The following is a 15,482-nucleotide window of genomic DNA, read 5'->3' on the forward strand; positions in this document are numbered from 1 at the left end:
GTCCTAGGGGCGGCTGAGCGCCGCAGCAACGATTCCTTCCAGCTCAGCCGCCGTTCCCAGGTCGTGCGGCCGGACGACGGCGTTATCGCCAACGTAAAAGAATGCTGCCCGCACATCCTCCAGCGGCACATCCTTCAGTCGCGCCCACGCGAGCCGGTACACCGCGAGTTGGATTGAACGGGTCTTCAGCTGTTCCCCGGACGGGCGGCGTCCGGTTTTCCAGTCCACCAGGTCCCAGCGGCCATCGGCGTCCTGGAAGACGGCATCCACCCGTCCGCGGACCACAACCTCGCCCACCCTGGTTTCCACCGGGACCTCAACGAACGCGGGTGACCTGTCGGCCCACGGGGAGGCCTTGAAGGTGGCCACCATCTCGTCGAGGTTGTAAGCGGCATCGATGTGGTCGTCTGAACCCGGCGCTTCACCGAGGTCCAGCATCCCTGCCGTTCCAAAGTACTCCTCAACCCAGGCGTGGAAAGCGGTGCCCTTTCGCGCCGACATACCAGGTTCACGCGGCACGGGCCGGCGCAGCCGTCCCAATACGGCGCTGGGGTCGTCGCCGAGGTCAACCAGGGTTGAAGCGGAAATGTGGGTGGGCAGATGAATATCCCGGCCACCGGACCTCTTTGCCCTGCGCTCCAGCAGCAAGGCTGCTTCACGGGCCCAGCCTGCCGCCACACCCGCAAGCTCGGGCCGGGCCCCGGACAGTGGGCTGTTCCCCTTCCCGGGAGCGCTGTGGTTCCCTGCCACCTCTCCGGGAACCGGCCTGCCGGCGCCTGCCTCCAGGATCCCCCGCACGCGCTGGGCTGCTGCTTCCATGGCTGTACGCCGTCCGCGGGCCAAGCGAAGGCGTTCACCGCTCCGCGGATCCACCGGTCCTTCCAGTGGATCGTACGGCCAGCCTGCTTCTTCTGTTTCGAGGGTCAGCGGGCTCTGGTCAGGAAGGTCGGCTTCCGCGAGCGACAGCGGGTGGACCACCGCATTCGGAGACGGGACGCCGTCCGCCGGCTGGGTCAAGGCTTCAAGCTCGGCAAGGAAGGGTGACATCTCCGCCCGCCCGGCCCGTGAACCAACCCAGGCGGCGCTGGACACCCACAGCACGTGCTTGGCCCTGGTGTAGGCAACATAGGCCAGGCGCCGTTCCTCCGACTCGCCATGTGCCTGTACGCCGGCCTTGTAGTCCTTCTCGGCATCCAGCCAGCCTTTCTGGTCCGGCTGGTCAAGGTCCCACTGGGGGAGGTCCGCGCGGTCCCCGCGCAGGGGCCAGGGCAGCGCGGCGGCGCCGCTGCTCCAGCGGGAGTCCCTGTCGCTGGGGAAGGCGCCCGCATTCATTCCGGGGACAAACACCACATCCCATTCCAGGCCCTTGGACGCGTGCACGGTCAGCAGCTGCACCGCTTCCCGGTTTACGTCGCTGGCCGGCGCTTCCAACCCGTTTTCTTCCGCCGATGCAGCCTCCAGCCAGGACAGGAAGGCGAGGATGTCCACCCGCTGGGAGGTGCGGAGGAAGCCGGCAGCTGCATCCTGGAAGGCGTCGAGGTTGCGGCGGGCCTGGTGGATGCTGATCCCTGGGCGGGCCGCCACCTCGATATCCAGCAGCATGGCCCTCTCTACCTCACCCAGAAGTGTGGTCAGGTCGTCACCCAGATAGGCCCGCAGCTGCCGCAGCTCAATCGACAAGCGCGACAACCGGCTGCGCGCCCCCATGCTGAGGGTACGTCCAGTCGGCGACGTCCACCCGTCCCGGGGAAGGAAGTCCAAAGCTTCCACCAGGCTGGCGCCGTCAGTCAGGTCACCTTCGAGGATTGGCGCATCCGTCTCGTCGCTGTCCGTGTCAAGGCTGTGGTCGTCGAATCCCTGTGCAGCCGTTCCACGGCTCCGCGCCAGCTGGCTTGACCAGTCGCGCAATGCCATGAGGTCGGCGGGACCTATCCGCCACCGGGCACCGGCAAGCAGCCGCATCAGGGCATCGGAGCGGCCAGGATCGGCAAGCACCCGCAGGGTGGCAACAAGGTCGACGATCTCCGGGGTGTCCAGCAGACCGCCAAGACCCACGATTTCGTAAGGGATTGCCCGGGCTTCAAACTGCCGCCGGACGGTCTCCATCTGGGCGCGCCTGCGGCACAGCACTGCGATGGCCGGAGGTTCGGCGGTGCCGTCGGGTTTCAGCTCAAAGTCGGTGACCCGGTATTTCAGGACGTCGTCGGCCAAGGCGGCGGCCTCCTCCACGTCGCTGGCAAAGCGGCCAAGCACCACAGTCCCCTCCACGGCAAATGGACTCGGCTGCAATGGAGGGACCTCAGCGGCGGCGGCCTTGCCCCCGGCAGGTCCATTTTGTACAGCTGCCCTGCCGAGGGACTGCGACATGACATTGGCGGCCGAGAGGATGGACCGGCCGTTCCGCCACGCTGTCGTCAGGTAGGAAGTTGGAGCGGGCGCCCAACCCGCTCCAGGTTCCGCCGCGCGGGTACGGACCGGAAACTCGCGGACGAAGTGGAACAACTGTCCGGCCGACGCGCCACGGAACCCATAAATTGATTGGTTGGGGTCACCGACCGCTGTAACCGCATGGCCGCCGCCGAAGAGACGGGAAAAGAGGACCAGCTGCGCGTAGGACGTGTCCTGGAACTCGTCCAGCAGAACCACCTTGTACCGCTGCCGCTCCATTTGGGCCGCCAACGGGACATCCTGTGCCACCTTGGCGGCGAGCGCCACCAGGTCGCCGAAATCGAGTGCGCCCCGGGCACGCTTGGCCGCGGCGTAACGGCCTACCATGTCCGCGACGCTTGCGCGGGTCCGCAGCATACCCGCAAGGTCCGCGGCCGCTTTGGGCGGGTTCTTCATCTTGCCGGCCAGGTAAGGCAGTGACTCAAACTCCGAAAGGCGCGCCATGAGCCACGCTTCGACGTCCTCGGGTTCCTGGAGGTGCTCGGCACACTCTCCCGCCAACTGGATGACGGCTTTGACCAAGGTGGATTTGGCGGCCCGGAAGTGGGCGTATTCGCCGTCGTACGCCTCCACCACTTCGCTTGCCAACTGCCAGGCCTGCGCTCCGCCCAGCAGTACCACGTCACGCTCCACGCCAAGCCGCAACCCATAGTCCGAGACGACGCCACTCGCGAACGAATGGTACGTGGACACCTTGGGCTCCAGGGCGTCGGTGCTCAGCAGGCCCTCCGGGAACATCCTGGTGTCCTTGGCGGCGAGGCGCTGCAGGGCCAGGAGCTTTGACCTGATGCGGCTGGCCAGCTCGCCTGCAGCCTTGCGGGTGAAGGTCACCCCCAGGACCTCCTCTGGGGTGACCCAGCCATTGGCCACCAGCCAAACCACCCGGTCCGCCATGGTGGCGGTCTTTCCCGATCCTGCTCCGGCGATCACCAGACGGGGTGCCAGGGGCGAGGAAATGATGGCCGACTGCTCAGGTGTAGGGGTGTTCTTTTCGCCGAGCAGCACGGAAAGTTCTTCCGGGCTGAAGCGTACGGGCAGTACATCCTGTGCCGCAGGCAGCGTGGAAAGTGCCTCGCTCATTCGGTCACCTGCCTTCCGCGCACACACAAGGGGCATACCTCGGGGAGCCGGCAACCATGGCCCCCATGGCTGCCCTTTGAGGGGTCGTGCCGGGCAATGAACTCGCTGCCGCCCATGACGGTGGCGGCGTCCTTGACCATGTCCAAGGCCCAGTTCTCCTCCGGGTTTAGTGGTTCCTGCTGCTGGATGGCGGGACTCTTGGCTGTGGTCCCCAGCTGTGCCAGCACCGCTCCCCCGGGCTGCCGGGCTCCGGCGGGTCCGGCGTCGAAGCCGCCGGCCAGTACTGCGGCCTGGTATGCACCAAGCTGCGGATGGCGGGACAGCTCGCCCTTGCCCGGCTGCCGCTTCCCGGTCTTGAGGTCCACCACCACCAGGCGGCCTTCGCCGTCGATCTCCAGCCTGTCCACTTGCCCACGGAGAACCGCTTCCCGCGGCGTCGCTTCATCCACCGCCACCTCGCCAAGGGCCACTTCGAAGTCCTGCTCCACGCCCAGAAGGCTGCGGCCTTCGCTCCTCATGGACAGCACATACTGCGCCAGCTTCCGCACCATGGCCTCGGCGCGGTGGAAGTCCAGCCTTCCCTCCCAGTTGTCCTTCATGCCCAGCGCCGGCCAGCGGCGAACGAGTTCAGCCACGTATTCGGATCCGGATGCGTCTGGCATGTCCTGGGCGATTGCATGCACCAGGGTTCCCAGGCTCCGGGCGAAGTCGGTGGCCGGTTCGCCACCTGCTGCCTGGACAAACCAGTCCAAGGGCGACTTTTGCACCGTCTCCACCTTCGATGGGGATACAGAAACGGTCCCGCCGGGCGGAACCACTGCCTCGGAGGATGTCAGGGGGGCCAATCCCCACCAGCTGTCCGGGTGCGCGCCGGCAACGGCCGGTTGCGCGGCGGCAAGGTGTGCCAGGACCTTGGCTGCTTCCTGCGCCTGGGGCAAATCTCCATCCAGCTGGGCATGCTGCCGAAGTTCAGCGACCAGGGCGCGCAGAGTCATGGGCCGTTCCACTTGGGTGAACGGCCTTGCCTCCTGGCCGGGCACCAAGGGCGCAACGAAATCCAGGAAGGACGATGGCTGGTCGTCTTCCGAAGACACCGCGGTACACACCAGCAGTTCGCGTGCCCGCGAGACCGCGGTGGAGAAGCTTCGGAGTTCGTCGTAGCGGATGTCCCGCAGCCGGCTCAAGGGATCGCGCTGGAGGGCGTAGGCGGGACCGTGCTCCACAGCGTCCGCGTACAGGGTGCTTCCGAGAAGTTCACCCCTGAGCCTTGTATTGGGCCATACTCCCTCCTGCAGCCCGGCGATGATCACAACCGGCCATTCCCGGCCTGCCGCACTGGCAGGAGTCATAAGTTCCACAGCATCGTCGAGCTGGGCGCGGGCTGCGAGGGTGTCCATGGGAAGCTCCTGGTTCAGGAGGTATTCGAGGAATTGTTCGGGCCCGGCGCCGGGCATCTGGTCCACATAGCGCTCCGCCGTGTGGAAGAGCGCCATCATTGCGTCAAGGTCACGGTCGGCGCGGGCGCCATGGGGTCCGCCCTCCAGTGCCGCGGCTGTCCACACCCGCGAGAGCCCGGTGGAGTCCCACAGTGCCCACAGCACTGACTCCGCGTTGGCTCCGGGCAGGACTGCTGCCTCCCTCCCAGCATGGATCATGCGGGCAGTGCGGCGGGCGGCGCGGCCCTCGATACCCAACGCACCCAGCGCGCCCGGTTCGAGCAGTGCTTCGACCAACAGGGCGTCACTTGCCCGCCCACCCCCGCCCAGGAGTTCCTCCCGCCGCAGCGATTGCCGCAGCCTGCGCAGCTCAATGGAGGTGGCCCCGCCGATGCGGGAGGTAAGCAATGAAACCGCGGCCTCCGGCGTCAACAGCGCCGGATCCAGGGCGACGGCAAACGCATCAAGGAGGGGACGTACAGCTACCTCGTCCCGGACTGCGGTCTCCGCCACCGGTACCCGTACGGCAATGCCCTGTCCGGCAAGGTACCGCTGCAGCTCGCTGACCTGGCCGCCGTTGCGCACGATGACGGCAATGTCCGCCAGGTCGCGGTCGTGGTTGATGTGCTGGTCCAGGATCCGCTGGGCAACATACCGCAGCTCGTGCACGGGAGTGGGGACCAGGTGGGCCTCCACGCTGCCCTGCGACGCCTCATCTGCGGTCTGTCCGGAATTTTCAGGCTCCCCTGCGTCCTCACCCTGCGCAAGCCACGTGGGTTGCTCAAGGCGGCGGGCCAGCTGCCCGCCCGCGCGCTGCGAGATGCGGCCTGCGACGTTCAACCAGGCCTGCGCCACGGCAGGCGCGAGGCCGTGGGCATTCCAAAGCGGGCGCTCGATGACGGCCCCCGTGGCCGAGAGCAGACGGGGCAGTTCAGCCACCAGATCGGGCCGGGCACCCCGGAAGCCCTGGACCACCGTGTCCGGGGATGACGTCACGTAGCAGTCCTTGCCGCCGGTGATGTCCGCCAGTAACTCGAAGATGGCCGGGTTGGCCTCCTGGATATCGTCCACCAGGACCACCTGCAGCCGGGCGCGCTCCGCCGCGAGGAAATCGGGTGAGTCCTGGAAGATCTGCCTGGCCGCCGTGATGATCCCAGCGGGGTCGAAGGCCTCCGGCATCCGCAGGTCCAGGACGTCCCGGTATTCGGCATAGAGGGCCGCTGCGGCCTTCCAGTCCGGCCGGTCGCAGTCATCCGCGAGCTGCGGAAGGTCTTCGGCTGTACGGCCTGATTCAATGATGCGGTCAAAGAGCTGGCGCACTTCCTGGCGGAAGCCGCGGGTCTCCATGGCGCCTTCCAGGTCGGCAGGCCAGGGCAATTCCAGTCCTGGCAGCTGGTGGCCCCCTAGGAGTTCCTTGATGATGAGGTCCTGTTCCGGACCCGACAGCAGGCGCGGCGGCCTGGACAGCGGGATGACGCCTTCGGCCTTCGCCCGCCGGATGACGTCGAACGCATATGAAGCCCATGTCCTGGCCGGGGTGGTGCTCAGGCTCCTGTCCAGCCGGGCAGTGAAACGGTCGCGCAGGAAGTCCGCTGCCAGGCGGGTGGGTGCAAGGATCAGCATGCGTTCGGGGTCGACGCCGTCGCGAAAGACGCGCTGGGCGGCGGCCTCGACGAGGACGGTGGTCTTCCCGGTACCCGGGGCGCCAGGCACCAGTACGGGTCCCGAACCCTGCACGACGTCGACCGCTGCCTGCTGATCGGGTGTGAGCCGGGGCACTTCCACATGCAACCGACGTGGCGGAAGCAGCCGAAGGGCCGGCGACCCCGGCAGGGCACTGCTGGTTCCAGTGCCTCCTGCACCCGGTGCTGCCGGTTCCTGGCCAGTCCCGGGCTCTTGCCGGTGGGGGTCCCAGGGGCCGGTCAAAGGAATAGTTACGGTCACAAACTCATTCCATCATCAGCCACCGACAATCGGTGGAGGCGGCGCTCCAGGGCCTCGGCAACTTCATCGATGGTGTCAAAATCACTTTCTGTCGGCGCCCAGCGCGCCGCGGCCAGATCCACCCGCCACCGCCCCTCCCCGCTGCGCAAGTACAAACTGTAATCCCCCAGAAGCGGGGTTCCTTCCTCAAGGTAAAGGAGCAGCGCCTCGGCTTCGTGGCCCTCGGGTGCATGGCCACTGGCTTTCAGGACACGCCACCATGGAACACCTCCGCCATGGTGGCTCATGACGGAACCGACCTGGCGCGGGCCTCCTGACCCCAGGAGCTCGGCGACGTCCCCGTACGACACTGCGGACCCTGCGGGCACCAGCCTCACGACGGCCAGGACCGCTTGGACGTACTCATTCCGCATTGATCCAATGTAGCCGCAGTGGCGCTCCCGGGAATTGTCGGCGGGTCCCCTTAGCGTTGAAGCATGAGCTCCTGGAACACACTCCCCCGCGCAGCCTTCGACCTTGAGACCACCGGCCGTAATTCACGGGCGGCACGAATCGTCACGGCGTCGATCACCGTGGTGGACCACGAAGGCCAGGTCATCAAGGAACACGAGTGGTTGGCCGATCCAGGCGTCGAGATCCCCACCGAGGCAAGCGACGTGCACGGCATCACCACAGAACAGGCCAGGCGGGAGGGCCGGCCCGCCCACGAGGTCACACGCGAAGTGGCGGCGGCGCTGCAGGAGCTCTTCGATTCCGGGACCCCGGTGATTGCATTCAACGCCAGCTACGATTTCACGGTCCTTGCCGCCGAGTCGGCCCGCTACGGAATCCCGCAGCTCACCCGCTTCCCGGTCCTGGACCCGTACATCATGAACAAGCAGGTTGACCGGTACCGCAAGGGCAAACGCACACTCACCGCGCTCTGCGAGGAGTACGGAGTGGTGCTGGACAACGCCCACACGTCGGCGGCTGATGCCTTGGCAACCCTCCGGGTCCTTGATGCGATGGCAGGGAAGTTCCCAAAGCTGATGATGCCCGCCAGCCAGCTCCACCAGCTCCAGGTGGATTGGGCCGTCAGCCAGGCCGCCGACTTCCAGGGGTATCTTCGGAAGACGAAGCCCGCGGCCGTCATTGAGGGAGACTGGCCCGTACTTCCGCCGCAGGATGCCACGGCAGGCGGCTTCTAGAACCATCGCCGTGCCTCCAAGTGGGAGGCATCTCACAGTCACGTCGGGAAACATAAAGCCTGCCCCTCGCTGAGCAGCGTTCGCCTGCAGGGACCACTAGCACTTCCCTTGACGCCTGAAACCGTCGTGGAGCGCATTAAATTCGCCTCTAGACGGAAAGCTACTCTTTTTCTTCGGCGCCAGCCCGGTTCTGCCCTGGTGAGACAATAAAGTTTTGCAGTCACCCCTGTCCCGGAGAGTTGGATGAGCGCCGGGCAGGTGCCAGGCGCCCCAGCGCTGCCTTGCGGCCCGGTCGACTTACGACTCTCATGAAAGTGACAACCAGATGAAAATCAAAGCGATGAAGTGGCTCACTACCGCTCCCGTTGCACTTGCCCTCGCGGTTTCCCTCGCAGCCTGCGGCGGCGGGTCTTCCCAGCCCAGCGGCACCCCCACGGACGCCCTGAAGGGCAGCGACCAGCAGACGCTGGACAAGTACACCACTGCCGATGTCACCCCCCTCGACAAAATCGACAAGAGCAAGCTGGGCCTCGTTACTGAGGGCACCCTGCGCGTCGGAACCCTGTCAGACGCCCCGCCGAATATCTTCGTTGATTCGTCCGGCAAGTTCACTGGCTACGACAACGAGCTTCTGCGGGCTATGGCCGACAAGCTGGGGCTCAAGGTCGAGTTTGCTTCCACCAAATTCCAGGCGCTTCTCAGCCAGGTCAAGAACAAGCAGTTCGACGTCGGATCCTCCTCGATCTCCACCACGGACGCCCGCCGTGAAACAGTTGCGTTCACCAATGGTTACGACTTCGGTTACATGGCCCTGGTGACCAAGGAAGACGCCAAGGTCCAGACGTTCGCTGAACTGAAGAGCGGCCTGCGCATTGGCGTTGTCAGCGGCAGCGTCCAGGAAGATTACGTCAAGAACACCCTGAACCTTGAGCCTGTTTCCTTCCCTGACTACAACACCGTTTTCGCCAGCTTGAAGAGCGGGCAGGTGGATGCCTGGGTGGCACCGTCGCAGCAGGCAACCGGCCAGGTAAAGCCCGGTGACGGCACGAAGATTGCCGAGAAGAAGCTCAACACGCAGAACTTCACTGCCTACGCCGTTGCCAAGGACAACCCTGCCTTGCTGGAAGCGCTGAACTCTGCCCTTGATGCCGTAGTTGCCGACGGTACCTGGTCCAAGCTGACCGCCGAGTGGTACAAGGACCGTCCGACCGCTGCCGAGCAGACCCCCGAGGGTTGGAAGCCGGGCAGCAAGGCCGTCAAGGTCCCAGCAAAGTAGAAACCTGCCAACCACAAAAGATAGCGACGCCATATGGATTTCCTGACACGACTCGGAGAGACCTTCCTTGACTGGAAGCAGATCGCCGAGGTTCTGCCAAGCATGTTCGCGGTGGGCCTGCCCAATACGCTGGTCCTGGCGATCACCTCGGGACTGATCGGGGCCGTCGTCGGCCTGCTCCTGGCTCTCATGGGAATCTCAAGGAATCCTGTGGCGCGGTGGACTGCCCGGGTGTACACGGACGTGTTTCGTGGGCTCCCGGCGGTCCTCACCATCTTGGTCATCGGCCTTGGATTCGGACCGATCTTCCGCGAACTGACAGGCAGTAACAGCCCGTACCCCATGGGCGTCGCGGCGCTGTCACTCATGGCTGCCGCCTACACGGGTGAGATCTTCCGCTCCGGCATTCAGAGCGTGGACAAGGGGCAGCTTGAGGCATCGCGCGCCCTGGGATTCGGCTACGGTCCCTCGATGCGTCTTGTGGTGGTGCCACAAGGTATCCGCAGGGTACTTCCTGCCCTCATGAATCAGTTCATTGCCCTGATCAAGGATTCCTCCTTGGTCTTCACCTTGGGCTTGCTGGCCACGGAACGGGAACTGTTCCAGATCGGCCAGGACGCTGCCGCCCGCAGCGGTAACCTGTCCCCGTATGTGGCAGCTGCCATCTTCTACCTGGCCATGACCATCCCGCTCACCCACCTGGTCAACTACATCGATACCCGCCTGCGGACAGGCCGGCCGGAAAAGAAAGAACCGGACGAGGCAGCAGCCGTCGTTGGAAAGGGAGCCCAGGCATGAGCGAATTCGCATCGGGAACACTGAGCGCCAAGAACATCCACCTTTCCTTCGGCAGCAATCACGTCCTGCGGGGCATTGACCTGCACGTTCCGCAGGGCACTACGGCATCGGTCATCGGGCCATCAGGCTCGGGCAAGTCCACCTTGCTGCGGGTCATGAACCGGCTGATCGAACCTGACCAGGGCGACATCCTGCTGGACGGACGATCCGTGCTGAAGGACAATCCGGACGAGCTCCGGCGCCGGATCGGCATGGTGTTCCAGCAGTTCAACCTGTTCCCTCACAAGACCGTGGAGGAAAACGTCTCGCTGGCCCTGCGGAAACTGCGCAAGCTTTCCAAGGAGCAGGCCCGAGCCGAAGCGTTGGAGCAGCTGGACCTGGTGGGCTTGAAGCACAAGGCCGATTCCCGTCCGGCCAACCTTTCCGGGGGCCAGCAGCAGCGTGTGGCTATCGCCCGCGCCCTGGCCATGAAGCCTGAGGTAATGTTCTTCGACGAGGCCACGTCCGCCCTCGATCCTGAGCTGGTCAAGGGCGTGCTGGCGCTGATGGCGGACCTCGCCAAGGGCGGCATGACCATGGTGGTGGTGACCCATGAAATGGGTTTCTCCCGCAACGTCTCGGACTCGGTAACGTTCATGGACGCCGGAGTGGTGGTGGAATCCGGCCCCCCGGAACAGCTTTTCACCGAGCCGCGGACCGACCGGCTCAAGAGCTTCCTCTCGGACGTCCTGTAGCACCTTAAGCACACAAGGGAACCCCCGCCTGCGGCCTGCAGGCGGGGGTTCCTTTTGCCTTCCGCGAGATGGCATTTAACGGCAGTCCCATGTCCGGGAACTGCCGTTAAATGCCATCTCGCGAGTGGAGGACGACGGCGGGAGGCGCCTATCGCCGGGGGCTCATCCCTGTGCGGCGGCGGCTGCCTTCGCTGCCGCGGGAAGGGCGTCGTAGATACGGTTCATGGCGTCGTCGTCGTGGGCGGCCGAAAGGAACCAGGCCTCGAAGACCGACGGCGGCAGGTAGACCCCGGATTCCAGCATCGAGTGGAAGAACGGCGCGTAGCGGAACGCCTCCTGCGCCTGGGCGTCGGCGTAGTTGTGCACGCCGGTGGCCGAGGTTCCGAAGGCCACCGAGAAGAGGTTCCCGGCGAACTGGATGGAGTGGTCCACGCCCGCGGCATCCAGGGCGTTGGAGAGGGCGGATGACAGTTCCAGCGACCGGACGTCGATGAAGGAGTAGACGTCGCGGGTGGCATGGGTCAGCGTGGCAACGCCTGCCGCCATGGCCACCGGGTTTCCTGACAGCGTTCCGGCCTGGTACACCGGGCCTGTGGGGGCCAGGTAGTCCATGACGTCTGCACGGCCGCCGAGTGCCGCCGTCGGCATTCCTCCGCCGATGACCTTGCCGAAGGTGAGCAGGTCGGGCGTCCAAGGGTCCTCGGCGTCGGGCGCGCCGCCGGTGAGGCCCCAGTAGCCGGAGTAGCCGGTGCGGAAGCCGGTCAGGACCTCATCAACGATGAGGAGTGCGCCGTGCTCGCGGGTGATCCGGGAGAGCCCTGCATTGAATCCTTCGGCAGGGGTGACGACACCCATGTTCGCAGGGGCTGCCTCGGTGATGACGGCCGCAATGTTCTGGCCGTGGGCGGCGAAGGCTTCCTTGATAGCCGTGAGGTCGTTGTAGGGCAGCACCAGGGTCTCGGCGGCGGTGGCCTCGGTGACACCTGCGGAGCCGGGCAGGGCCAGGGTGGCCACGCCCGAACCGGCCGCGGCCAGGAGGCCGTCCAGGTGGCCGTGGTAGCAGCCCGCGAACTTGATGATGAGGTTGCGTCCGGTGAACCCGCGGGCCAGCCGGACGGCCGTCATGGTGGCCTCGGTGCCGGTGGACACCATGCGGAGGCGTTCGACGGCGGGAACACGCTCCTTGACGATCTCGGCGAGGTTGGCCTCGTCAGGGGTGGAAGCACCGAAGGACAGCCCGCGATCGACAGCGGCGTGCACGGCATCCAGGACGGCCGGGTGGGCGTGGCCCAGGAGCGCCGGGCCCCAGGAGCAGACGAGGTCCACGTATTCCTTGCCGTCGGCGTCCGTCAGGTACGGTCCCTTGGCGGAGACCATGAAGCGCGGCGTTCCGCCGACGGAACCGAAAGCCCGGACCGGGGAGTTGACGCCGCCCGGCATCAGCTGGCGGGCGCGGTCGAAGAGTGCCTCATTGCGAGGATTGCTGGAAGTCATGGTTCCTATTCTCTCAGTTTGCCGAAGAGCAGAGTTGGCAGGGCAGCTCAGTCAACCGGAAGGCCCGGTCAGCCGGCGAGCAGCTCCGCCGCCCGCGGCGCCACCGCGGTACCCATCAGTTCGATGGAGCGCATCATGGCCGCGTGCGGAAGCGGCCCATTGCTGTACTTGAGGTCGAAGCGGTCCACGCCGAGGTTCCGTTTGAGCCGGACGATCTTTTGGGCCACCGTTTCCGGCGATCCAACGTAGAGGGCACCTTCCGTGGAGCAGAGGGCGTCGAACTCGCCCCGCCCCGCCGGCCCCCAACCGCGCTCGGCTCCCAGCTTGTTGCGCAGCTTCAGCCAGTGCGGGAACAGCTCTTCCCGGGCCTGTTCGTCGGTTTCGGCCACATGCCCCGGCGAGTGGGTGGCAATCTGCTGCATCGGGTGCCCGTACTTGACCATCGCCTCGCGGTAGAGATCCGCCAGGGGCTTGAAGGCCCGCGGCTGGCCGCCAATGATGGCGAAGATGATCGGGTAGCCGTACTGGGCACAGCGGAGCACGGATTCGGGCGTTCCGCCCACCCCGATCCACGTTGGGAGCAGGTGGTGCTCCAGCGGCGGGTAGACGCTCAGGCCGGCGAGTGCGGGCCGGGTGCGGCCTTCCCAGTGCACGGGCTTTTGCGCCCGCACTTTGTCGAACAGCTCGAGTTTCTCCTCGAACAGGACCTCGTAGTCCGCCAGGTCCAGCCCGAACAGCGGAAAGGACTCCACGAACGATCCGCGGCCCAGCATCACTTCGGCGCGGCCGTTGGAGATGGCGTCCACCATGGCGAACCGTTGGAAAACCCGGATGGGATCGTCGGAACTCAGGACCGTTACGGCGGAGCCCAGCCGGATGCGGGACGTCCGCGCCGCAGCGGCAGCCAGGAAGACCTCCGGCGCGGACACAGCGTAGTCCTTGCGGTGGTGCTCCCCCACGCCAAATGCATGAAGCCCGACGGCGTCGGCCAGTTCCGCCTGCTCCAGCAGCTGGCGCAGGACCTCAGCGTGCCTTTGAGGACTGCCGTCGGGATTTTCGCCAACGTCGCCAAAGGTGTTCAGGCCCAGGAGGATCCGCTCCTCCCCCACCGGTGCGGTGGGTCCCGGTGCGGTGCGCCCAGCAGCAGGCCCGTCCGTCATCGGGATTCCTTGAGCCAGCCGGCCAGTTCGGCTGCCCAGTAGGTGAGGACGGTGTGGGCGCCCGCGCGCCGGATGCCCAGCACGGATTCGGTGATGGCGGCCCGGCGGTCGATCCAGCCGTTGGCGGCGGCGGCTTCGATCATCGCGTACTCACCGGAGATCTGGTACGCGGACACGGGCACGGGGCTCATCGCGGCCACATCCGCCACGATGTCCAGGTAGCTCATGGCCGGCTTGACCATGATGATGTCCGCACCTTCAGCGAGGTCGAGTTCGACCTCGCGCAGGGCTTCGGTGCGGTTGCCGGCGTCCATCTGGTAGGTCCGCCGGTCGCCCTTGAGCTGGGAGTCCACGGCTTCGCGGAAGGGACCGTAAAACGCCGAGGCGTACTTTGCGGCGTAGGCGATGAGGGAGGTGTTGACGTGGCCGGCCTCGTCCAGGGCCGAGCGGATCGCGGCGATCTGGCCGTCCATCATGCCCGAAGGGCCAAGCATGTGCGCCCCGGCCTCCGCTTGTGCAACGGCCATCCGGGCGTAGATCTCCACGGTGCGGTCATTGTCGACGTACCCGTCGGCGTCGAGCACTCCGCAGTGGCCGTGGTCGGTGAATTCGTCCAGGCACACGTCGCTCATGATCACCAGGTCGTCGCCCACCTCGGCACGGACGTCCCGGATGGCCTTGTTCAGCACCCCGTCCGGGTCCAGCGCAGCCGAGCCTTCCGGGTCGCGGGTTTCCGGGATACCGAAGAGCATGATGCCGCCGAGGCCGAGCTCAACGGCTTCCGCCGCGGCGCGCTTCAGGGTGTCGGTGGTGTGCTGGACCACCCCGGGCATCGACGTGATGGGGTTGGGTTCGGTGAGGCCTTCCCGAATGAAGGCCGGAAGGATGAGTTCGGCCGGTGCAAGGCGGGTTTCGGCGGTCAGCCGGCGCATCGCGGGGGTAGTGCGCAGGCGGCGGGGGCGTTGGTTGGGGAAAGTCATGGATCCTGTCCTTCGCATTGGTTGTGAAGCCTTTTTGGAGGTAAACGTGCCGGTCCCGGTCAGGGCGGGTTGAGTGCTTTGGCCACGGCCGCCACCAGCCCGTCCGGCGTCGGCTCAGCCGCCACCGCCGCCACGTCCAGGCCCAGGGCGGCGGCCTGGTCCGCCGTCGAGCGTCCTATGGCCACCAGCCTGCAAGCCGCCAGCGGCCCCAGCGCAGCGATCCGCCGGACGGCGCTCGGGGAGGCCGCGATCACGGCGGCGATCTTTCCGGCCGCGATCTCTGCCGTGGCGGCTTCAGGCGTCAGGAGGGAGTACGACGGCGGTTGCGGGCCGGCGTCGCCGTCCTCCGGATGCACGCCGAGCCTTCGCTCCGCTGCCGCCGGGTAGTCAACGGTGCGGTAGGCGGTTACCGCCTCAACGGCACTGCCCGCCGCTGTCAGGCCTTCCGCCAGGGTGGGTGCGGCAATGTCCGCCTGGGGCAGGAACACTGTGCCGCCGCCGGGCCACACAGCAAGCAGGCCGGCAGCAGACTGCTCGGCGTCCGGCGTGAGGGTTACCTGAACTCCGCCCGAGTCCAGCAGGCGGCGTGTTGCCGGACCGATGGCGGCGACCTGCGTACCGGAAGAAACCATCTGGTCCATGCGCAGGCCACGTTCGGCCGCCTTTTCCATCAGGACGTGCACGGTGGTGGCACTGCTGACCACCAGCCAGTCGAAGGCACCCGCTGCCAGGGCGTCGCAGGCGACATCCAGCGCGTGCTGGTCCGGGGCCCGTTCGAAGTCGATGAGCGGAAGCAGAACCGGCGAGGCACCGGCTTCCTGCAGTGCCGCGACCAGGTCTGCGGAGCGTTCGGGGCTGCGCGTGACCAGGACCCGGACTCCGCCGGGCAGCTTGCCGCCGTTCGGGTGGTTCTGTCCGGATCTGCTGGAAGGCTGCGTCATTGCC

General features: G+C 66.3%; 11 protein-coding genes. 4 read left to right on the forward strand and 7 right to left on the reverse strand.

Going from position 1 to position 15,482, the window contains the following annotated elements; genetic code table 11:
* Positions 1–3 precede the first annotated feature (3 nt).
* The 3 genes from LFT49_RS14105 to LFT49_RS14115 all read right to left on the reverse strand — a co-directional run bounded on the left by LFT49_RS14105 (position 4) and on the right by LFT49_RS14115 (position 7,321).
* Positions 4–3,528 (reverse strand): ATP-dependent DNA helicase, encoded by a 3,525-nt coding sequence (locus LFT49_RS14105; protein WP_236798949.1) that lies wholly within the window; start codon positions 3,526–3,528, stop codon positions 4–6.
* Positions 3,525–6,743, reverse strand: a complete 3,219-nt coding sequence (locus tag LFT49_RS14110) for an ATP-dependent helicase (protein ID WP_236798950.1) — start codon at positions 6,741–6,743, stop codon at positions 3,525–3,527. The genes LFT49_RS14105 and LFT49_RS14110 overlap by 4 nt, the downstream gene beginning before the upstream one ends.
* Before the next feature lie 161 nt (positions 6,744–6,904).
* Complete coding sequence (locus LFT49_RS14115; RefSeq protein WP_236798951.1) at positions 6,905–7,321, reverse strand: MGMT family protein; 417 nt, start codon at positions 7,319–7,321, stop codon at positions 6,905–6,907.
* Positions 7,322–7,384: 63 nt separating this feature from the next.
* Here LFT49_RS14115 and LFT49_RS14120 point away from each other — a divergent pair, with 63 nt between their 5' ends.
* The 4 genes from LFT49_RS14120 (at position 7,385) to LFT49_RS14135 (ending at position 10,903) form a co-directional block, all read left to right on the forward strand.
* Positions 7,385–8,095, forward strand: a complete 711-nt coding sequence (locus LFT49_RS14120) for a 3'-5' exonuclease (RefSeq protein ID WP_236798952.1) — start codon at positions 7,385–7,387, stop codon at positions 8,093–8,095.
* Positions 8,096–8,420: 325 nt separating this feature from the next.
* Positions 8,421–9,371: a substrate-binding periplasmic protein gene (locus LFT49_RS14125; RefSeq protein WP_236798953.1), complete on the forward strand. Its 951-nt coding sequence runs from the start codon at positions 8,421–8,423 to the stop codon at positions 9,369–9,371.
* A gap of 33 nt (positions 9,372–9,404) precedes the next feature.
* On the forward strand, positions 9,405–10,169 hold the full coding sequence (locus LFT49_RS14130) for an amino acid ABC transporter permease (RefSeq protein ID WP_236820124.1): 765 nt from the start codon (positions 9,405–9,407) through the stop codon (positions 10,167–10,169).
* A complete protein-coding gene (locus tag LFT49_RS14135; RefSeq protein WP_237428542.1) occupies positions 10,166–10,903 on the forward strand; it encodes an amino acid ABC transporter ATP-binding protein in 738 nt (245 codons plus the stop codon). Before LFT49_RS14130 ends, LFT49_RS14135 begins: the two co-directional genes overlap by 4 nt.
* 162 nt (positions 10,904–11,065) lie before the next feature.
* Here LFT49_RS14135 and hemL read toward each other — a convergent pair whose 3' ends face one another.
* The 4 genes from hemL to LFT49_RS14155 all read right to left on the reverse strand — a co-directional run bounded on the left by hemL (position 11,066) and on the right by LFT49_RS14155 (position 15,478).
* Positions 11,066–12,397 (reverse strand): glutamate-1-semialdehyde 2,1-aminomutase, encoded by a 1,332-nt coding sequence (gene hemL / locus LFT49_RS14140; RefSeq protein WP_237428543.1) that lies wholly within the window; start codon positions 12,395–12,397, stop codon positions 11,066–11,068.
* Between the two features lie 68 nt (positions 12,398–12,465).
* The gene (locus LFT49_RS14145; RefSeq protein WP_237428544.1) at positions 12,466–13,557 is read right to left on the reverse strand and encodes an LLM class flavin-dependent oxidoreductase; all 1,092 of its coding nucleotides are present in this window, start codon (positions 13,555–13,557) and stop codon (positions 12,466–12,468) included.
* Positions 13,554–14,537, reverse strand: a complete 984-nt coding sequence (gene hemB, locus LFT49_RS14150; protein WP_236798958.1) for a porphobilinogen synthase — start codon at positions 14,535–14,537, stop codon at positions 13,554–13,556. The genes LFT49_RS14145 and hemB overlap by 4 nt, the downstream gene beginning before the upstream one ends.
* 59 nt (positions 14,538–14,596) lie before the next feature.
* Positions 14,597–15,478, reverse strand: a complete 882-nt coding sequence (locus tag LFT49_RS14155; RefSeq protein WP_237428545.1) for a uroporphyrinogen-III synthase — start codon at positions 15,476–15,478, stop codon at positions 14,597–14,599.
* Between the last annotated feature and the right edge of the window lie 4 nt (positions 15,479–15,482).

The organism is Arthrobacter sp. FW306-06-A (assembly GCF_021870055.1).
In the GTDB taxonomy this organism is placed as follows: domain Bacteria; phylum Actinomycetota; class Actinomycetes; order Actinomycetales; family Micrococcaceae; genus Arthrobacter.

Coding starts and splice junctions, on each gene's coding strand:
- LFT49_RS14105 (WP_236798949.1), bottom strand. CDS start 3,528: ATGAGCGAGGCACTTTCCACGCTGCCTGCGGCACAGGATGTACTGCCC.
- LFT49_RS14115 (WP_236798951.1), bottom strand. CDS start 7,321: ATGCGGAATGAGTACGTCCAAGCGGTCCTGGCCGTCGTGAGGCTGGTG.
- LFT49_RS14120 (WP_236798952.1), top strand. CDS start 7,385: ATGAGCTCCTGGAACACACTCCCCCGCGCAGCCTTCGACCTTGAGACC.
- LFT49_RS14125 (WP_236798953.1), top strand. CDS start 8,421: ATGAAAATCAAAGCGATGAAGTGGCTCACTACCGCTCCCGTTGCACTT.
- LFT49_RS14130 (WP_236820124.1), top strand. CDS start 9,405: ATGGATTTCCTGACACGACTCGGAGAGACCTTCCTTGACTGGAAGCAG.
- LFT49_RS14135 (WP_237428542.1), top strand. CDS start 10,166: ATGAGCGAATTCGCATCGGGAACACTGAGCGCCAAGAACATCCACCTT.
- hemL (WP_237428543.1), bottom strand. CDS start 12,397: ATGACTTCCAGCAATCCTCGCAATGAGGCACTCTTCGACCGCGCCCGC.
- LFT49_RS14145 (WP_237428544.1), bottom strand. CDS start 13,557: ATGACGGACGGGCCTGCTGCTGGGCGCACCGCACCGGGACCCACCGCA.
- hemB (WP_236798958.1), bottom strand. CDS start 14,537: ATGACTTTCCCCAACCAACGCCCCCGCCGCCTGCGCACTACCCCCGCG.
- LFT49_RS14155 (WP_237428545.1), bottom strand. CDS start 15,478: ATGACGCAGCCTTCCAGCAGATCCGGACAGAACCACCCGAACGGCGGC.